This window comes from Janthinobacterium sp. GW822-FHT07H11, assembly GCF_058798615.1.
This window is the reverse complement of sequence record NZ_CM179507.1, coordinates 303,536-321,887: the sequence shown is the minus strand read 5'-3', so window position 1 is coordinate 321,887 and position 18,352 is coordinate 303,536. Positions and strand designations below refer to the sequence as shown.

At 66.4% G+C, this 18,352-nt stretch carries 14 protein-coding genes; 6 read left to right on the top strand and 8 right to left on the bottom strand.

Annotated features, from left to right (window positions below; genetic code table 11):
• Positions 1 to 3 precede the first annotated feature (3 nt).
• The 7 genes from AC3RCJ_RS01375 to AC3RCJ_RS01345 all read right to left on the bottom strand — a co-directional run bounded on the left by AC3RCJ_RS01375 (position 4) and on the right by AC3RCJ_RS01345 (position 10,223).
• Complete coding sequence (locus AC3RCJ_RS01375; RefSeq protein WP_492962807.1) at positions 4 to 2,445, bottom strand: heavy metal translocating P-type ATPase; 2,442 nt, start codon at positions 2,443 to 2,445, stop codon at positions 4 to 6.
• A gap of 22 nt (positions 2,446 to 2,467) precedes the next feature.
• Positions 2,468 to 3,238, bottom strand: a complete 771-nt coding sequence (locus AC3RCJ_RS01370) for a sulfite exporter TauE/SafE family protein (protein WP_492962809.1) — start codon at positions 3,236 to 3,238, stop codon at positions 2,468 to 2,470.
• A gap of 9 nt (positions 3,239 to 3,247) precedes the next feature.
• A complete protein-coding gene (gene hemN, locus AC3RCJ_RS01365; protein WP_492962811.1) occupies positions 3,248 to 4,696 on the bottom strand; it encodes an oxygen-independent coproporphyrinogen III oxidase in 1,449 nt (482 codons plus the stop codon).
• 37 nt (positions 4,697 to 4,733) lie between these two features.
• The gene (locus AC3RCJ_RS01360; protein WP_492962813.1) at positions 4,734 to 6,404 is read right to left on the bottom strand and encodes a methyl-accepting chemotaxis protein; all 1,671 of its coding nucleotides are present in this window, start codon (positions 6,402 to 6,404) and stop codon (positions 4,734 to 4,736) included.
• Between the two features lie 195 nt (positions 6,405 to 6,599).
• Positions 6,600 to 8,708, bottom strand: a complete 2,109-nt coding sequence (locus AC3RCJ_RS01355; RefSeq protein WP_492962815.1) for an EAL domain-containing protein — start codon at positions 8,706 to 8,708, stop codon at positions 6,600 to 6,602.
• A 51-nt stretch (positions 8,709 to 8,759) separates the two neighbouring features.
• Positions 8,760 to 9,191 carry an inner membrane protein YiaA gene (gene yiaA / locus AC3RCJ_RS01350; protein WP_492962817.1) on the bottom strand — a complete coding sequence of 144 codons (432 nt, stop codon included), beginning with the start codon at positions 9,189 to 9,191 and terminating at the stop codon, positions 8,760 to 8,762.
• 84 nt (positions 9,192 to 9,275) lie between these two features.
• A complete protein-coding gene (locus AC3RCJ_RS01345) occupies positions 9,276 to 10,223 on the bottom strand; it encodes a DUF808 domain-containing protein (protein WP_492962819.1) in 948 nt (315 codons plus the stop codon).
• A 191-nt stretch (positions 10,224 to 10,414) separates the two neighbouring features.
• On the opposite strand from AC3RCJ_RS01345, the gene AC3RCJ_RS01340 reads away from it, so the two are divergent.
• The 3 genes from AC3RCJ_RS01340 to AC3RCJ_RS01330 all read left to right on the top strand — a co-directional run bounded on the left by AC3RCJ_RS01340 (position 10,415) and on the right by AC3RCJ_RS01330 (position 13,663).
• On the top strand, positions 10,415 to 11,056 hold the full coding sequence (locus AC3RCJ_RS01340) for a LysE family transporter (RefSeq protein WP_492962821.1): 642 nt from the start codon (positions 10,415 to 10,417) through the stop codon (positions 11,054 to 11,056).
• A gap of 123 nt (positions 11,057 to 11,179) precedes the next feature.
• Complete coding sequence (locus AC3RCJ_RS01335; protein ID WP_492965267.1) at positions 11,180 to 13,054, top strand: DUF6600 domain-containing protein; 1,875 nt, start codon at positions 11,180 to 11,182, stop codon at positions 13,052 to 13,054.
• A gap of 333 nt (positions 13,055 to 13,387) precedes the next feature.
• Positions 13,388 to 13,663, top strand: coding sequence for a DUF493 family protein (locus AC3RCJ_RS01330; RefSeq protein WP_492965153.1), 276 nt, complete (start codon positions 13,388 to 13,390; stop codon positions 13,661 to 13,663).
• Here AC3RCJ_RS01330 and AC3RCJ_RS01325 read toward each other — a convergent pair.
• The gene (locus AC3RCJ_RS01325; protein WP_492965152.1) at positions 13,656 to 14,861 is read right to left on the bottom strand and encodes a multidrug effflux MFS transporter; all 1,206 of its coding nucleotides are present in this window, start codon (positions 14,859 to 14,861) and stop codon (positions 13,656 to 13,658) included. The two genes, AC3RCJ_RS01330 and AC3RCJ_RS01325, sit on opposite strands and share 8 nt — an antisense overlap.
• A 129-nt stretch (positions 14,862 to 14,990) precedes the next feature.
• Between AC3RCJ_RS01325 and pdxR the strand changes: the two genes are divergently transcribed.
• The 3 genes from pdxR to lipA all read left to right on the top strand — a co-directional run bounded on the left by pdxR (position 14,991) and on the right by lipA (position 18,297).
• Positions 14,991 to 16,463: a MocR-like pyridoxine biosynthesis transcription factor PdxR gene (gene pdxR, locus AC3RCJ_RS01320; RefSeq protein WP_492965151.1), complete on the top strand. Its 1,473-nt coding sequence runs from the start codon at positions 14,991 to 14,993 to the stop codon at positions 16,461 to 16,463.
• A 75-nt stretch (positions 16,464 to 16,538) separates the two neighbouring features.
• Complete coding sequence (gene lipB, locus AC3RCJ_RS01315) at positions 16,539 to 17,243, top strand: lipoyl(octanoyl) transferase LipB (RefSeq protein WP_492965150.1); 705 nt, start codon at positions 16,539 to 16,541, stop codon at positions 17,241 to 17,243.
• 37 nt (positions 17,244 to 17,280) lie between these two features.
• Positions 17,281 to 18,297, top strand: a complete 1,017-nt coding sequence (gene lipA / locus AC3RCJ_RS01310; RefSeq protein WP_035823261.1) for a lipoyl synthase — start codon at positions 17,281 to 17,283, stop codon at positions 18,295 to 18,297.
• The last annotated feature ends 55 nt before the right edge of the window (positions 18,298 to 18,352 follow it).

Below are 18,352 nucleotides of genomic sequence, written 5' to 3'. Positions count from 1 at the left end.
GGTTCAGGCTTTCCGCAGGCGCAGGGCGTTGGCGATGACGACCGCCGAGCTGGCAGCCATGCCGACGCCGGACAGCCAGGGGTTCAAAAAGCCCAGCGCGGCGGCCGGGATGGCCGTCAGATTGTACAGCGTGGCCCAGCCCAGGTTTTCGCGGATGATGCGCATGCTGCGCGCGGCCGTCTTCGCCGTGTCGAGCACGGAAACCAATTGGCTCGACAGCAGCACCGTGTCCGCATGCGCCTGCGCCAGCGCGGCGCCGGAACCCATGGCGAAGGACACGTCGGCACCGCTCAGCACGGCGGCGTCGTTGATGCCGTCGCCCACCATCGCCACCACGGCGCCCGTCGCCTGCAGCTGCTGCACGAAGTCGAGCTTTTCGTCGGGCAGGCATTCGCCGCAGGCCGTGTTGATGCCCAGTTCCGTCGCCACGCTTTGCGTCAGCGCTTCCTGGTCGCCGCTCAGCAGCACCACCTGCTTGCCGCGCTGCTGGAAATACGCGACCACGTCGCGCGCCTCGGGACGCAGCGCATCGCTGAGCAGGAAACGCGTCAGCCAGCGGCCCTGCGTGCCCAGGTACAGCGGCGTCATGCCCTGCATGCCGACGGCCGTGTCGCCCAGCGGCGGACCGGCGATGGCGGCGACAAAGGCCGCGTTGCCCAGGCGGTAGCGCACGCCGTCGACGATGCCTTCGAGACCCTGGCCCTGCACTTCCTGCAAGTGCTCCACATGCGCGCGCGGCGGCTGTCCTGGCAACCCTTCGGCGGCGTCAAGGATGGCTTGCGCCAGCGGATGGGCGCTGCCCGCTTCCAGCGCGGCGGCCAGCTGCAGGCAATCGTCTTCCGGCATGCCGTCCAGGCCCTCGATCTGTTTCAGTACGGGGCGGCCCAGGGTCAATGTCCCCGTCTTGTCGAAGACGATGTGGGTGGCGCGGTGCAGGGTTTCCAGCACATGCGGCTGGACGATCAGCACGCCGCGCCGCAGCAGGCTGTCGGTGGCGGCCGCCAGCGCCGTCGGCGTGGCGAGAGACAGCGCGCAGGGACAGGACACGACCAGCACGGCAATCGCCACGGGCCAGGCTTGCGCCGCATCATGCCAGCTCCAGAAGGCGAACACGGCGACGGCGAACAGCAGCAGGCCCAGCACGAACCAGGCGGCGACCTTGTCCGCCCACTGCGCGATCTGCGGCTTGCCGCTGCCGGCCCGCTCGATCAGTTTCAGCAGGTCGGACAGGGTGCTGTCGCGCGCCGGCTTGAGCACGCGCAAGATCAGCGCCGCGCTGGCGTTGATCGCGCCGCCCGGCACCCGCTCGCCCGTTTTCCTGCGCTGGGCCGCGCTCTCGCCCGTCAGCAGCGATAAATCGAGCGCGCTGTTGCCTTCGATGATGACGCTGTCGGCGGCGATGGCCTCGCCCGGTTTGACGAGAATCACGTCACCGACGGCCAGGCTGCCGGCCGGCACCAGGGTGGTGGCGCGGTTGTCGGGAAAGCCCGCCATCAGCGAGGCGGATGCGGGCAAGGCATGCTGCAGGCGCTCGAGGGCCGAGGCCGCCTTGCGGCGCGCCTGCAGCTCGAAATAGCGGCTGCACAGCAAGAGGAAGATGAACATCGTGGCCGAGTCGTAATACACCTCGCCGCGGCCCGTAAACGTCGCCACCACGCTGCCAAAGAAGGCGGCCAGGATGCCCAGCGCCACGGGCACGTCCATGCCCAGGGTGCGCGCGCGCAGGCTGGCCCAGGCGCCCTGGAAAAACGGCATGGCCGAATAGCAGATGGCCGGTAATGTGAGCAGCAGGCTGGCCCAGCGCATCAGGCTGGCCATATTCTCGTCCAGGGTGCCGTCCTCGGCCGCCAGGTAGGACGGCGCCACGTACATCATCACCTGCATCATCGACAGGCCGGCCACGAACAGCTGGCGGCCCAGCGTCTTGCTGGCCTTTTGCAGGCGCTCGCCATGGCGCACGGCGTCGTAGGGATAGGCCGTGTAGCCGACTTGCCGCACGGCTTGCAGGATGTCGCCCGGCTCGCATTCGGCGCGGCTCCAGCGCACGTACAGGCGCTCGGTGGCGACGTTCAGGCTGGCCGCCTGCACGCCGGGCAGGCGCGTCAATTGGCGCTCGATCAGCCAGACGCAGGCGGCGCAGCGGATGCCTTCGACGGAGAGCGTCGCTTCGCAGCTGCTGGCGTCGCGCGCAAATTGCGCGTCGTCATTGCTGTACAAACGCAGCTCGGGCGGCAGCATGGCGGCGCCGGCCGCGTTGACGGCGTATTCGTCGCGGTCGCGGTAATACGCGCTCTGGCCGATGTCGACGATGGTTTGCGCCACCGCTTCGCAGCCGGGGCAGCACATGGCGCGCGGCGCGTCGTCGATGGTGACGTTCCAGCTCGAGCCGCTGGGCACGGGCAAGCCGCAATGGAAGCAGGCGGACGGTTGTAGAACAGCATTCATAGGTTTGTTTTCATGCGTCTTTTCATGGATGGCCCGTGACGCACAGGGCGTCGAGCCAGCCCAGCGACACGCCATTGGCGGCGCGCAGCAGGCCCAGCAAGCCAAAGCCCAGCACCAGCACGCCGCTGGCGATGCGCACGGGACGGCGCTGCATCTGCGCGCGCAGCCGCGTGCCCAGCAAGCCCATGCCCAGCAGGGTGGGCAGGGTGCCCAGGCCGAAGGCGCCCATGGCGGCCGCGCCGCTCAGGGCGGAACCTTGCATCATGGCCGTCAGCAGCGCGCTGTAGACCATGCCGCACGGCACCCAGCCCCACAGGCCGCCCACGGCCAGCGCTTTCAGCGGCGTGTCCATCGGCATCAGCGGTTTCAGCAGGGGACGCACGCGGCGCCAGATGACGTTGCCGGCCGCTTCCAGGTGCGCCAGGCCGCGCCAGGCATCCATCAGGTACAGGCCCAGGGCGACGAGCATCAGGTTGGCCAGCCAGTAGCCGGCCACTTGCAGGGACGCCATGTGCAGCATGCCCGCGCCCGCCAGGCTGCCGGCCAGGGCGCCGGCCAGCATATAGCTGACTATGCGCCCGCCGTTGTAGGCCAGCACGCGCAGCACATTGGTCTGCGCGGTTGTCTGCAATGCGGGGCGCGCCACGGCGATGGCGATCACCGGGCGCGCCGGCGCGGGAGCGGCACCGCCGCTGAGCGACAGGGCGCCGACGATGCCGCCGCACATGCCGATGCAGTGCACGCTGCCGGCCAGGCCGACCATGAACAGCGGCAGGAGGCTCAGGGCGTTCATTGCGCGGCGTTACACCGTCTTCGAGTAGCGCAGCGGCTGCGGCGCGTCCGGCGTGGCATTCGCCCGCGCCATGGTCAGGTAGCGGTCGAAGACCATGCAGATATTGCGGATCAGCAAGCGCCCTTTCGGCGTCACCGTCAGCCAGTCTTCCTCGATGACGAGCAAGCCGTCACGCGCCAGTTCGCGCAGCTTTTCCAGCTCGGCGGCGAAATAGCTGCGGAACTTGACGGGGTGCGCCTGCTCGATGGTGGCGATCGACAATTCGAAGTTGCACATCAGCATCTGGATGATGATGCGGCGCAATAAATCGTCCGTATCGAGCTTGATGCCGCGCGCGATCGGCAGCACGCCTTCGTCGAGCTTTTCATAGTAGGCGTCGAGCGTCTTTTCATTCTGGCTGTAGACGGCGCCGACGGAACTGATGGCCGACACGCCGCAGGCGATCAGGTCCGCTTCCGCGCGCGTGGAGTAGCCCTGGAAGTTGCGGTGCAAGCGGCCCTGGCGCTGCGCCACGGCCAGGTCGTCCGTCGGCTTGGCGAAATGGTCCATGCCGATGTAGACATAGCCGGCGGCCGTCAGGCGCGCGATGCACAGGCCCAGCATGGCCAGCTTGGTGGCGCTGTCGGGCATGTCGGCGTCGAGGATGCGGCGCTGCGGCTTGAACAGGTGCGGCATGTGCGCGTAGTGGTACAGGGCGATGCGGTCGGGGCTGGCGTTGATCACCTTGCGCAGGGTTTCCGTCATCGTCTCCAGGCTTTGCTTGGGCAGGCCGTAGATCAGGTCGATGCTGATCGAGCGGAAACCGGCGTCGCGCGCCGCCTGCATGATGGCCACCGTTTCCGCTTCCGGCTGGATGCGGTTGACGGCCTTCTGCACGTCGGCGTCGAAATCCTGCACGCCCAGGCTGATGCGGTTGAAACCTTGCGCGCGCAGGGAAAACACGCGTTCGCGCGACACCGTGCGCGGGTCGATCTCGATCGAATATTCGCCGTCTTCATCGGAGGCAAATTCGAAATGCTGGCGCAAATGCAGCATCAGCTCGTCCATCTGCTTTTCGCTCAGGTAGGTCGGCGTGCCGCCGCCGAAGTGCAATTGCTCGATCTGGTTCATGCCGGCAAACAGCTTGCCCTGCATGGCGATTTCCTGCTTCAGGTAACTGAGGTAGGTGGCGGCCTTGCTGCGGTCTTTCGTGATGATCTTGTTGCAGGCGCAGTAGTAGCACAGGGTGTCGCAGAACGGCACGTGCACGTACAGCGACAGCGGGCGCCGGCCGCCGCGCATGCGCAGCGCGGCCAGCGCTTCGAGGAAATTGCCATAGCCGAAATCGGCGCTGAAGCGGTCGGCGGTCGGATACGAGGTGTAGCGGGGGCCGGACTGGCTCATCTTGCCGATGATGACAGGGTCGAATTCGACGACCGCGTCCAGTTCGGCGGAAGCACTGCTGAGTAGTGTAGGCATGGTGTGTTTCGATTCTTGAGTAGAGTGGGCCGTCCGCTTAGGCGGCCAGGCGTTTCATGCCGGCGGGCTTGCCGGTATTCGCGGCGCCCGTGGCGCCAGACTTGCCGCCAGGCATGGCGACGCGGCGTGGCGGCGGCATCTTGCCGAAATTGAACAGGCTGACGGCTTGCGACAGGCTGGCCGCTTCTTCCGCCAGGCGCGTGGCCGCCGCCGCGGCTTCTTCCACCAGGGCTGCGTTCTGCTGTGTCACCTGGTCCATGTGGGCGATGGCCTGGTTGACCTGGTCGACGCCGATGCTCTGTTCGCGCGAGGCGATGGAAATTTCCTGCATGATGGCCGTCACTTGCTTGACCGAGCTGACCACTTGCTCCATGGTGGCGCCGGCGCGGTTGACCTGCAGCATGCCGGCGCCCACCTTGCCGACGGAAATTTCGATCAGCTGCTTGATGTCCTTGGCCGCCACCGACGAGCGCTGCGCCAGGCTGCGCACCTCGCCCGCCACCACGGCGAAGCCCTTGCCCTGCTCGCCGGCGCGGGCCGCTTCCACGGCCGCGTTCAGCGCCAGGATGTTGGTCTGGAAGGCGATGCCTTCGATCAGGCCGATGATGTCGACGATCTTCTTCGACGAGGTGTTGATGTCGTCCATGGTGGTGATCACGTCGGCGACGATCTCGCCGCCCTGCACGGCCACTTTCGAGGCGGCCACGGCCAGCTCGTTGGCCTGCACGGAGTTGTCCGCATTTTGTTTCACGGTCGACGAGAATTCCTCGATGCTCGAGGCCGTCTCTTCCAGGCTGGCCGCCTGCGATTCCGTGCGGCCCGACAAGTCCATATTGCCGACGGCGATCTGCTTGGTGGCCACGGCCATGGTCTCGACGTTGATGCGCACGTCGCGGATGGTGGCGATCAGGTTGCTGTTCATCTGCTGCAGCGCGCGCAGCAGCTGGCCCATTTCATCCGTGCTGTCCGTCTCGAAACTGCCCGACAGGTCGCCGGCGGCAATGGCGCGCGCGCCGTTCAGGGCCTTGCCCAGCGGCTTGAGCACGGACATGCGCAAGGTGTACCAGAGGAAGACGTTGATCAGGAAGCCGAACAGGGTGGCGCCGAAGATGGCGTAATTGGTGATCTTGCCGCCGCTGGCGAACAGGCTGATGATGCACACCAGCAATTGCAAGCAGTTGACGATGGAGGTGGCGGCCCAGATGCGCAGGTTGAGCGACATGTGCGTCAGGCTGTGCAGCAGGTGCGCCAGGCCCGGGCGCACGATCTGGCCATGCTTGATGATGATCTTGCCGCCCTGCTTGCTGCGGATGGCCGCATACGCCTCTTCGGCCGCCTTCACCTGGTCCTTGTCGGCCTTCACGCGCACGGACATGTAGCCGATGGTCTTGCCCGCTTCGCGGATGGGCGTGACGTTGGCGCGCACCCAGTAAAAATCGCCGTTCTTGCAGCGGTTCTTGACCAGTCCCGTCCACGGCGTGCCCGCCTGGATCGAGGCCCACAGGTCGGCAAACGCTTCGGCCGGCATGTCCGGGTGGCGCACGATATTCTGTGGCGAACCGAGCAGTTCTGCCTCGCTGAAGCCGCTGACCTGGCTGAAGTACGGATTCACATACACGATATTGCCGTTCATATCCGTTTTCGACACGATGGCCTGGTCGTCGAGGACGAGGACTTCGCGGTTAGTCACTGGCAAATTTTGGCGCATGGTCGCGGCTTCCTGATCAGTTAAATAAGCAATTGGTGAGTAAGACTTGCACGATTGCAAGAACGGAGATCAGTGTAAGGAGTCGACTACGCAAATTTATTGATGTAGATCAAAATCCTCCAGATTGGCCATGCCAGCACGCATTTAGCGATAGCAATGATGCATTGTTTTAAAGGTACTGGTTGCCGGCGGCGGCTAATCCATGCCCGGCGTCAGGGGACGCAAGCCGCCCACGGCGTAGCCTTGTGCGTAATCGACGCCCAGTTCGCGGATGACGGCCAGGGTGGCCTCGTTTTCCACGTATTCGGCCACCGTCTGCAGGCCCATCACGTGGCCGACGTCATTGATGGCCTTGACCATGGCGCGGTTGATGGCATTGCTGGCGATGTCGCGCACGAAGACGCCGTCGATCTTCAGGTAGTCGACGGGCAGGGCGCGCAGGTAGCCGAACGAGGAAAAGCCGCTGCCGAAGTCGTCGAGCGAGAAGCGGCAGCCGAGCGCCTTGAGCTTGTGCATGAACACCTGCGCCTGCGGCAGGTTGCCGATGACGGCCGTTTCCGTGATTTCAAAGCAGATCTGCTCGGGGGCGATCGCATATTGCACGAACTGTTCGGTGATGTAATGTTGCAAGCCCGTGTCCGCCAGCGACATGCCCGACAGGTTGACCGAATACAGGGCCGGTGCGCGGCGCCGGCTTTCCGACATGGCGGCGAGCGGGGGCAGGCTGTCGCGCACGCTCCGGATGTGCTGGCAGACGGCGCGGATCACCCAGCGGTCGATGGACAGCATCATGTCGTAGCGTTCGGCTGCCGGGATGAAGGCGCCGGGCAGCACCAGGTCGCCCGCGCCGGTGCGGATGCGGACCAGCACTTCGTCGTGGCTTTCCGGCTGGTCGCGCAAATGCACGATGGGCATCGCGTACAGGCGGAAATAGTCGTGCGTGAAGGCTTCGTTCAGGCGCGAAATCCACAGCATTTCGCCATGCCGCCGCGCCAGCGCCACGTCCGATTCCTGGTACACGTGCAGGCGGTTGCGGCCCTGCTCTTTTGCCAAGTAGCAAGCCTGGTCGACGGCGCTCAGCAGTTCGCTCATGGACTTGCTGTCCTGGTTGATTTCCACCATGCCGATGCTCGCGCCCAACTCGAAACTGCGTTCGTCCCAGGCAAAACGGAAATCGCGGATGGCCAGGCGCAGCTGTTCGCCGATCTGGCGCGCGCGGTCGGGCGGGCAGTGCGGCAGCAGCACGCCGAGTTCGTCGCCACCGAGGCGCGCCAGGATATCGCTGTCGCGCATGCGCCCCTGCAGCATCTTGGCCAGCAGCCGCAGCAGGACGTCGCCGGCGCCGTGGCCGCAGGTGTCGTTGATGACCTTGAACTGGTCCAGGTCCAGGTACAGCAGCGCATGCACGTGGCCCTGTTGCTTGGCCGAGTGCAGGGCGTCGGCCACCAGGCGCTCGAATTCGCGCCGGTTGATCAGGCCGGTGAGCGCGTCATGCGTGGCTTGCCACGACAGTTGCGCGCTGAGCTTGCGTTCATGGCTGACGTCGCGAAAGACCACCACGGCGCCCAGGAGGTTCCTGTCGTGCGACCAGATGGGGGCGGCGGAGTCTTCGATGGCGATGCGCCGGCCTTCGCGCGTGATCAGTTGCGTGTGGGACGAGGTGCCGATGGCCTGGCGCTGCTGCAGGCATTTCATGGCCACGTGCTCGAGCGCCTCGCCCGTGCGTTCGTCGACGAGGCTGAGCGTCTGCCGGATGTCGACGCCTTGCGCCATCTGGCAGGTCCAGCCCGTGAGCTGTTCGGCCACGCGGTTCAGGTAGCGCGTCTTGCCGAGGGGATCGGTGGTCATCACGCCGTCGCCGATGGAGCTGAGCGTCACTTCCGCCAGTTCCTTGCGCTCGGCGATCATGTTTTCGCGCAGCATGTGTTCGGTGACATCCCAGATGATGCCCAGGGTGCGCGCCGGCTGGCCGCCAGCATCCAGGAACACCTGTGCCTTGGCTGCCAGCCAGTGCTCGCTGCCGTCGGGCCAGGCGATGCGGTACTGCAGCTCGTAGCCATCGCGGTGATCCACGCCCTGCTGCAGCACGTGCACCACTTTTTCGCGGTCAGGCGCCAGCACGCAGACGAGGAAATCGCGGAACGATTGCGTGAGCGCGCGTTCTTCCAGGCCCAGCAGTGCCGCGCCCTTGGCCGACCAGCTGACCGTGCCGTCGATGACCTGGCCATCGACGATGCGCGAATCCCAGATCGCCATGTGCGCCGCTTCCAGCGCCATCTGTAAACGTTTTTGCAGATCGCCCACCGCGTCCTCCTGCCGCCTTCACGCAAAAGCAGATAGACCGGCCGGCGGCGCTCAGGTTCCCGGCGCCTGGGCCGGCGTGGCGGCCACGGCCCGCGCCACGTCGCGCACATTCTTTTGCACGGCCACGGCGGCGAACAGGCTGAGTAAAAACGCCATCGCATAAAAACCCTTTTCGCTGTTTTGCAGGGCGGCGTTCCACAGGCCCACCGTCAGCAGCAGCAAGGCCAGCAGCACGGAAATCCAGCACAGGCCAAAGTAAATCCCCGTCACGGCGATGCCTTCCGCGCGGTCGCGCACGGACTTTTGCAGCGAGATGGCGGCGAACAGGCCGTACATGAGGATCGTGAAGTAATAGCCCTTTTCATTGAGCACCATCGTGGCGTTCCACAGGCCGGACAGATAAGTGACGATGCCGATCAGCAATGCCGCCCAGGACGCGCCGATGAAGGCGCTGCTGGGGCGTGGGGCGGGGGAAGTCTGCATAGGGTCTCCATGGGCAGCGGGCGCCGCCGGCATGGCCGGGGCGGCAGGCACGGATGCGCCTGCCGCCCCATCAGACCAGAAAGCCTATTTGCTTGGCTTGATCATGCGCAACAAAGCCGACACGGCGGTGACGCCGGCCAGCACCAGGGCGCCGGCGATGACGCCGGCCACCGCGTTGATCAGGCTGGGCGTGACGGCGGCCAGCACGGGGCCGATGCCGGCCACGCCGCCGACGGCCTCTTCCGCGTGGTGCAGCATGGCGCTGGCCCACGGCCAGCCGTGCGTCAAGATGCCGCCGCCGACCATGAACATGGCCAGCGTGCCCACGATGGACAGGAATTTCATCAGTTTCGGCGCCGCCGAGACGAGCATGCGGCCCAGGCCGCGCACGCCGTCCATCAGCGTGCCCGCGCCCTTGCGCGCGGCCAGGTAAAAGCCGGCGTCGTCGAGCTTGACGATGCCGGCCACCAGGCCGTATACGCCCACCGTCATGATGAGGGCGATGCCGACGACGACGGCCACCTGCTCGGCGAAGGTGGCCGTGGCCACCGTGCCCAGCGCGATGACGATGATTTCCGCCGACAAAATGAAATCGGTGCGGATGGCGCCCTTGATCTTGTCCTTTTCCAGCGCCACCAGGTCGACCTGCGGGTCGCGCAGCGCCTGCGCCAGTTCGGCCTTGTGGCTGTCGTCCGGGTGCAAATACTGGTGGGCGATTTTCTCGAAGCCTTCGAAGCACAGGTAGGCGCCGCCCACCATCAAGAGCGGCGTGATGGCCCAGGGCGCGAACGCGCTGATGGCCAGCGCGGCCGGCACGAGGATGGCCTTGTTCTTCAGCGAGCCGACGGCGACGGCCCAGACGACGGGCAGTTCGCGCTCGGCGCGCACGCCGGCCACCTGCTGCGCGTTCAGGGCCAGGTCGTCGCCGAGCACGCCGGCCGTCTTCTTGGCGGCCACCTTGGTCATCAGGGAAACGTCATCGAGGATGCTGGCGATGTCGTCGAGCAGGGCCAGCAGGCTGGAGCCGGCCATCTCAGCGCGCTCCCACGGTGGTGGCAGGGAATGTTTGGGCTAGGAAAGTGTTGTTTTTCATGTGTTATTCTTGGTTGTCGTGCAAGGAAAAGCGCAGCTAGCGCGTGCATGCGATCTTACCCCAGGCCGGGCCGGCAGGGCCGCACTGGCCGGGGTAAAATTGCCTCTTGTCACCATTTTCTGGACATCGCATGCATTTCGCCACCTGGATCACCTTTGTCATCGCCGCCTCCATCATCGCCGTCTCGCCCGGTTCGGGCGCCGTGCTGTCGATGTCGCATGGCCTGTCGTATGGCGTGAGAAAGGCCAGCGCCACCATCCTCGGCCTGCAACTGGGGCTGCTGGTGGTGCTGTTCATCGCCGGCGCCGGGGTCGGTTCCCTGCTGCTGGCCTCCGAAGTGGCCTTCAATATCGTCAAGACGGTCGGCGCGCTGTATTTGATCTACCTGGGCCTGTCGCAGTGGCGCGCCAAGGTGGCCGTGACGGGCGACCTGCATGCGGCCGCCGTGCTGCCGTCGCTGCGCCGGCGCGTGCTGACGGGTTTTCTGACCAATGTGACGAATCCGAAGGGCATCATCTTCATGGTGGCGGTCTTGCCGCAATTCATTAGCGCCAGCGCTCCCGTCTTGCCGCAGCTGCTGATCCTGGCCGTGACCATGTGCACGATCGATCTGCTCGTCATGCACAGCTACGCCTTTTTGGCGTCGTCGATGCAGCGTTTCTTCCGCGATGCGCGCGCCGTGAAAAAGCAGAACCGCTTCTTTGGCGGCCTGCTGATGGCCGTGGGCGCGGCCCTGTTCTTCGTCAAGCGGGGCGCGCACGCTGCCAGCTGAGGCGGCGCCCGGGCACGCCTTGCTTATTATTCGATTTGCAAACATTTGTAAGCCCGCTTGTGGCGCGCCTGCGATCGCGCTGTAATGACCGTGTCATCATGTTGTCCTGCCTGGAGCGCCGCCATGCGTCCGATCTTCCTGAAAACCCTGTGCGCCTTGCTGCTGTCCTCGGCCTGTTCCCTGGCCCTGGCCGATGATCCGCCCGCGCGCGTGGGACGCCTTTCCACGGTCGAGGGCCAGGTGCTGGTGCGCGCCGGCGATGGCGAGGCGCAAAATGCCCTGCTGAACTGGCCGGTGACCACCGACAACCGCCTGAGCACCATGCGCGGCGCGCTGGCGGAATTGCGCGTGGGCGCGGCCGCCGTGCGCCTCGATGGCGATTCCGAGCTGGAAGTGAGCGAGCTTGACGACGACAGTTTCAGATTGCACCTCAGCTATGGCAGCGTCAGCGTGCGCGTGCGCCATCCCGATGCGCTGCGCGGCCTGGAACTGACGACCGGCCAGGCGCGCGTGACCATGACCCAGCCGGGCTGGGTGCGCATCGATGCCGAGCGCCAGCCTGGCACCAGCGTGGTTAGCGTGCTCGAAGGCACGGCCGATGTCGATGGCGCCACGGCCAGCGTGACCTTGCGTGCCGGCAAGCGCGCGGAACTGACGGACGATGAAGTGCGCACGGGACCCTTGCAGCGCGTGGCCTTCGACAATTGGCCCGAGGCGCTGCCGCTGGCCACGCCGGCCCTGCGCTATGTCACGGAAGACACGACCGGCTATGAAGAGCTGGACCGCTACGGCGCCTGGCAGGACGACGCCGACTATGGCCCGCTGTGGCTGCCGCGCGCGGTGCCCGTGGGCTGGGCGCCGTATAGCGATGGCCGCTGGACCTGGGTCGCGCCGTGGGGCTGGACCTGGGTCGACAATGCGCCGTGGGGCTATGCGCCGTCGCATTACGGCCGCTGGGTGCTGGTGGGCCGGCGCTGGGGCTGGGCGCCGGGCCGCGAGCGCGCGCGCGGCGCCTGGGCGCCAGCCCTGGTGGGCTGGGTGGGCGGCGATCACTGGCCGCGGCACGGCCAGCGCCCGGCCGCGGGAGCGCATCCCGGCGTGGGCTGGTTTCCCCTTTCGCCGCGCGACCGCTATGTGCCGGGCTACCGCGTCAGCCCCGAGTATGAGCGCCGCGTCAACCGCGTGGCCGAGGGACGCCGTCCCGTGTCCGGCGAACGCGAACGCCGCGAAGGCTTGAGCATGCTGCCGGGAGACCGCTTCGGCTCGCACCGCACGGTGGACGTGCCGCGCCGCGACCGCACCACGATGCCGGCGCCGGTCATGCAGAACATGCCCTTGAGTACGGCGCCGCCGCCCGCGTCCAGCTGGCAGCGCCCGCAAGGCGAACCGCGTCGCAATGACGCGCCGCGGCGCGAATGGGGCAACCGTCCGGGCCGCCTGCAGACGGACGACGAACCAGGGCGCCCGGCATGGCGCCCGGCCCTGCCGCACCACCCGCCCGTGCCGGCCACGCCGCCCCAGCCGCCTGCGCCTTCCGTGCCTCCCGTGCCGGCACAGCCCTTGATGCCGGCCGTGCCCGCCTTGCCGCCCGTGCATGACCATGTGGCACGCCATCCGGGCTGGCGTGGCGAGGAGCGCCCGGCAGGCGAGCGGCCGCAGCAACGTCCTGCCGATGCGCCCCGGATCGAGCGTTCGCCCGACGTGCCGCGTCCCGAAGGCGGGCGCTGGGAGCGCGGCAACCGCCGCGAGGTACTGCAAACGGCGCCGCCTGCCGCGCCGTCCCCGGCGGCGGTGCCCCGGCCCGCGCCGCCCGCCGCCCCCGTGCCGGCACCGGCACCGGCACCGCTGGCCCGCCCCGCGCCGCCGCCCGCCGCGCCGCCCGCGGCCCGTCCCGCACCGGAAGCGCGCGCTGGCGAGCGCGGCGGTCCACCACGCGAGCGGGGCAATGAGCGCGGCAATTCGAGCCGCAATGGCCGGATGCAGGAAGCGGACCGCTGACGCCGTGCCCTCGCCTGGATGCCATTTTTTGCCGTTCAGGCCGCACAATGCGCAGTTCATCACATGCCGGAGGCAAGGCGGCGGTGTTGTGTCTACAGTAGGCACATTGCGGTACAGCGCAATGCCACGCGGTGTGGCAGCACCGATTTTTCCGGCTATTTTGCTCACGCGAAATAGTTTTGGCCAGCTCCTCCAGCTGGCTTTTTTTTGCCGCCGCCCCGGGCCCATGGGGCGGGCCGCAGCCGGCCGCAAAGTTGGCTACAATACGCCTTTATGCAGGTGCCGCGCTTTCTGCCGCGCCGCCTGTTTTCATCGGCACTGATTGGAATGACTATGCAAACGATCCCCCCCAGCGAATCGCTGATCGAATACCCGAGCGACTTTCCCATCAAGATCATGGGCCCGACGCATGTCGACTTCGCGCCGACCATGCTGGAACTGGTGATCAGCCACGATCCGACCTTTCACGTGGGCCGCATGGAAGAGCGTCCATCGCCCAAGGGCAATTACACGGGCCTGACCGTCACCGTGCGCGCCATCAGCCGCGAACAGCTCGACGCCCTGTACATGGCGCTGTCGGGCCACCCGATGGTCAAGATCGTCATGTAAGACTGGCTGCCGCCACGCCGGCGCGGCGCTTCGTGAGCAGCCAGACGGCGGCAAAGGCGCCACTGGCCGCCGCCGTCACCCACAGCAGCGGTTTTTCGCTGCCGTCCGTGATGGCGGCGATGACGGCGCCGCAGGCGGCCGTGATCGCCATCTGCACGAAGAAGAACAGGCCCGAGGCGCTGCCCGCCTGGGCACCATATGGCTGCAGCACGGCCAGCTGGCAGGCGGGAATCGCCATGCCCACCGACACCATCACCAGCAGCATGGGCGCCACCAGCGACGCCACGTGCCGCGGCGCTAACGTACCCGCCAGCAACAGGCTGGCCGCCCCCGCCACATTCAGCAGCACCGCCACGCCCAGCAGGTAATCGGCGCCCAGGCGCGGCCCCAGCGCGCGGAACAGGCTCGACCCCGCGATATAGCCGCTCACCGTCAGCGCGAACACCAGCGCATACGCGCCGGGCGACAGATGCATGCCCCGTTGCAACAGCACGGACGATTCCGCGATGAAGGGGAAATACGTGCAATACACGCAGCCGATGGCCAGCGCATAGCGCAGGAAATATCTGTCGCCCAGCAGGCGCCGGTACAGCGCCAGGGTATTGCCCTGTGGCACGACGTTGGCCGGCTTGGTTTCCGGTACCCAGGCGGCGATCAGCCACAGCGACAGCGCGCCCAGCAGGCACAGCACGCCGAAGACGGCGCGCCAGCCGAAGGCCGCGTCGAGCACGCTGCCGGCCAGCGGCGCCAGGATAGGCGACAAGCCCATCGCCATCGAGATTTGCCCCAGCATGCGCGCCTGCGTGGCGGGGTCGAAGCGGTCGCGCACCATCACGCGGCCGATGATGGTGCCGCTGCAGCCGCCTAACGCCTGCAGCAGGCGCGCGGCGATCAGCACGTGCACATCGCTGGTGAAGGTGCAGACGATGCTGGCGAGCACAAAAATGCCCGTGCCGGCCAGCAGCACGGGACGCCGGCCCCAGCGGTCCGCCAGCGGCCCGCAAGCGAGCATCGAGGCGGCCGAGCCGGCCATGAACAGGCTCAGGGTCAGTTGTAACTGGGCATCGCTGGCATGCAGGGCGTCGGCCATGGCCGGCAGCGAAGGCAAATAGATGTCGATGCTGATGCGCGACAGGCAGACCAGCAGCAGCACGATGCCGCCCCAGGCCCACAGGGGTAAAGTCTTACTTTTAGTCATGTTTTCCACACGGTTGTGTCCATGATGCGCCAGGCTGGTGCAGCGGAACGGGCAGAGTAGAATGGTTGTGGTGTAATGCGAAGTGCCGTATGCCATAAAATTCATTGGACCACTTGGATAATCGTCACCATGCCGCGAGGAAAATCACCGCATACGCTGGACTTGCCCCGCCCCACCAGCTGGCTCGACAAGGCTGGCGTCAACAAGCAGGATGGCGCCTATGAGGCGCTGCGCTCGGCCATCCTGACGAAGATGCTGCCGGCCGGCAGCCGGCTGCCGTCGAGCCGCACCCTGGCCGAACGGTGGGAACTGTCGCGCGGCACCATCGAAACCGTGTTCGACCGCCTGCACGCGGAAGCGTATGTGACGCGCGTGCCCGGTTCCGGCACGCGCGTGTGCGCCGTGGTGCCGGAACGTTTTTTGATGGCAGGATTTGCAGATACCACCCTGGCCGCGCCGGCCAGGGTGCCCGCGCCCGCCCCGGACACGGGGGTGCGCGATGGCTTGCCGTTCGTGGCCAGGCGCGCCGATGCCAGCCTGTTTCCCATGGCCGCCTGGTCGAAATGCGCCACGCGGGCGCTGGCCGCCGCCACGCCGGAGCAGCTGTGCAGCGCCGATCCGGCCGGCCTGCCCCAGTTGCGCCAGCAGATCGCCGACTTCCTCGGCAAGTACCGCGGCATCCGCTGCGACCCGCAAGACATCATCGTCACCACGGGCATCCGCCACGCGATCGACTTGCTGGCGCGCGGCATCGTGCGCGATGGCGACAAGGTGTGCTTGGAAGAACCTGGCTACCCGGCCGCGCGCGCCCTGTTCGCCCTGGCCGGCGCCGTGCCGGTGGACATCGCCGTCGATGGCGAAGGCATCGATTGCGCGGCCTTGCGCCTGCATGCCGACGCGCGCCTGGCCTATGTGACGCCGGCGCACCAGTCGCCGCTGGGCGTGACCATGTCCGTCACGCGCCGCCTGGCCTTGCTGGAATGGGCGAATGACAGCGGTGCCTGGGTGGTGGAAGACGATTACGACAGCGAATTCAATTACCAGAGCGCGCCGCTGGCGGCGCTGAAGGCGCTGGACCAATACCAGCGCGTGATTTATTGCGGCAGTTTTAACAAGACCCTGTTCGCGGGCTTGCGCGTGGGCTTCATGGTGCTGCCGCCCCCCTTGCGCCCGCAGCTGCTGCGCATCGTGCAGTTGACGGGCCGTTCCGTGGGCGTGACGCAGCAGCTGGCGCTGGCCGCCTGGATGGAGGAAGGCGCCTTCGTGCGCCATCTGCGCCAGGCCCGGCTGGCCTACAAGGAGCGGCGCGACCTGCTGCTGGCCTGCCTCGAGCAGATTGCCCCCGGGCGCTACACCATTTCCGGCCAGCAGGCGGGCTTTCATTGCGTGCTGTGGCTGCCGCCGGACAGCGACGAGCGGGCGTTTTGCGCGCGCGCGGCGCAGGACGGGCTGGCGCTGCAGCCGCTCGGCGACTTTTGCCATAGCGCAAAATTGGCGCCGGCCGTGCTGCTTGGCTACACGGCCCTGAATGGGGCCCAGATACGCCATGCTGCGCAAAAATTGGGCAGATTGCTGTTGCCGCCGGCGCCCGAGGCTGAATGATTCGGCGGCCTGGCTTATAATCACGGCTTCGCCGCAGCGTCCGCAGGGCGCCGGCAGCTGATTACAGAATCTGTCATGACCACCACCCGCACCGAAACGGCGCTGATCCGCGAGCTGGGCCGCGTCGATTACGAGCCGACCTTTGCCGCCATGCGCGCGTTTACCGATGCGCGCACGACGGACACGCGCGACGAACTGTGGATCGTCGAGCATCCGCCCGTATTTACCTTGGGCCTGGCGGCCGACCGCGGCCACCTGCTGGCCGGCGCCGAGAACGTGCCCGTGGTGCAGACGGACCGGGGCGGTGAAGTGACGTTCCATGGCCCCGGCCAGGTGGTGATTTACCTGCTGATGGACTTGCGCCGCAACAAGCCGGGCGGCAAGCTGTATGCGCGCCAGTTCGTGCATAAAATCGAGCAAGCCATCATCAACGTGCTGGCGGCGTATAATCTCGCTGGCGAACGCATCGATGGCGCGCCTGGCATCTATATTGCCGGCGGACCAGACAAGGGTGCGAAGATCGCCGCGCTGGGCTTGAAAGTGCGCGGCAACGGCTGCACCTACCATGGCGTATCGCTCAACGTGGCGATGGACCTGGCGCCGTTTTCCTGGATTAACCCCTGCGGCTATTCCGGCCTGAAGACGGTGGACATGCGCAGCATGGGCGTTGCGGCGCCGCTGGCCGAGGTGCAGCGGGCCCTGGCCCAGGAATTGACCGTATTACTCGATGTAAGCGAAGTAAACAGCGCCGCAGGCGCGCCTCAGGCAGCGGATGCCTGAGCAAACAAACCAACACGCCCTTCAAGGGCTTGCAGCCATGACTTCTGAGACCATTTCCAGCACCGCCCCCGCCGCTACTGCCGCTCCTGCGTACAACCCGAGCGAAAAGCAAAAAGGCGCCAGCAAGACGTCGCGCATCCCGATCAAGATCATTCCGATCGAGCAAGTCGAGCGCCTGAAAAAGCCGGACTGGATCCGTGTCAAGGCCGCCTCGGCTTCGACCCGTTTCTATGAAATCAAGGATATCCTGCGCGAAAACAAGCTCGTCACCGTGTGCGAGGAAGCCAGCTGCCCGAACATCGGCGAGTGCTTCGGCAAGGGCACGGCCACCTTCATGATCATGGGCGACAAGTGCACGCGCCGCTGCCCGTTCTGCGACGTCGGCCATGGCCGTCCGGACCCGCTGGACAAGGAAGAGCCGGCCAACCTGTCGAAAACCATCGCCAAGCTGCGCCTGAACTACGTCGTCATCACTTCCGTCGACCGCGATGACTTGCGCGACGGCGGCGCCGGCCATTTCGTCGAGTGCATCCAGCAAACGCGCGCCCTGTCGCCGAACACCCGCATCGAAGTGCTGGTGCCCGACTTCCGTGGCCGCCTGGAAAAAGCCCTGCTGTTGTTCAAGGATGGCTTGCCTGACGTCATGAACCACAACCTGGAAACGGCGCCGCGCCTGTACAAGGAAGCGCGTCCCGGTTCCGACTACATGCACTCGCTGAAGCTGCTGAAGGACTTCAAGGCCATGTACCCTGACGTCAAAACCAAGTCCGGCATCATGGTGGGCCTGGGCGAGACGGACGAGGAAATCCTGCAAGTGATGCGCGACATGCGCGAGCACGATATCGACATGCTGACCATCGGCCAGTACCTGGCGCCATCGAACAGCCACCTGCCCGTGCGCCGCTACGTGCACCCGGACGTGTTTAAAATGTTCGAGGAAGAAGCGTATAAAATGGGCTTCACCCACGCCGCCGTGGGCGCCATGGTGCGCAGCTCGTACCATGCGGATGAACAGGCGCACAGCGCCGGCGTGGAATCGGCGCTGAATTTCTAAGCACCTTGCGCCGTATCAAAAACCGTCCGCTTCAGTGAACTGAACCCCGAAAGTT

What these genes read in the sequence shown, in the direction of transcription:
- AC3RCJ_RS01340 (WP_492962821.1), top strand. Translation starts at nt 10,415, where the DNA reads ATGCATTTCGCCACCTGGATCACCTTTGTCATCGCCGCCTCCATCATC.
- pdxR (WP_492965151.1), top strand. Translation starts at nt 14,991, where the DNA reads ATGCCGCGAGGAAAATCACCGCATACGCTGGACTTGCCCCGCCCCACC.
- AC3RCJ_RS01370 (WP_492962809.1), bottom strand. Translation starts at nt 3,238, where the DNA reads ATGAACGCCCTGAGCCTCCTGCCGCTGTTCATGGTCGGCCTGGCCGGC.
- AC3RCJ_RS01375 (WP_492962807.1), bottom strand. Translation starts at nt 2,445, where the DNA reads ATGAATGCTGTTCTACAACCGTCCGCCTGCTTCCATTGCGGCTTGCCC.
- AC3RCJ_RS01330 (WP_492965153.1), top strand. Translation starts at nt 13,388, where the DNA reads ATGCAAACGATCCCCCCCAGCGAATCGCTGATCGAATACCCGAGCGAC.
- AC3RCJ_RS01335 (WP_492965267.1), top strand. Translation starts at nt 11,180, where the DNA reads ATGCGTCCGATCTTCCTGAAAACCCTGTGCGCCTTGCTGCTGTCCTCG.
- AC3RCJ_RS01360 (WP_492962813.1), bottom strand. Translation starts at nt 6,404, where the DNA reads ATGCGCCAAAATTTGCCAGTGACTAACCGCGAAGTCCTCGTCCTCGAC.
- hemN (WP_492962811.1), bottom strand. Translation starts at nt 4,696, where the DNA reads ATGCCTACACTACTCAGCAGTGCTTCCGCCGAACTGGACGCGGTCGTC.
- AC3RCJ_RS01325 (WP_492965152.1), bottom strand. Translation starts at nt 14,861, where the DNA reads ATGACTAAAAGTAAGACTTTACCCCTGTGGGCCTGGGGCGGCATCGTG.
- lipA (WP_035823261.1), top strand. Translation starts at nt 17,281, where the DNA reads ATGACTTCTGAGACCATTTCCAGCACCGCCCCCGCCGCTACTGCCGCT.
- AC3RCJ_RS01345 (WP_492962819.1), bottom strand. Translation starts at nt 10,223, where the DNA reads ATGGCCGGCTCCAGCCTGCTGGCCCTGCTCGACGACATCGCCAGCATC.
- lipB (WP_492965150.1), top strand. Translation starts at nt 16,539, where the DNA reads ATGACCACCACCCGCACCGAAACGGCGCTGATCCGCGAGCTGGGCCGC.
- yiaA (WP_492962817.1), bottom strand. Translation starts at nt 9,191, where the DNA reads ATGCAGACTTCCCCCGCCCCACGCCCCAGCAGCGCCTTCATCGGCGCG.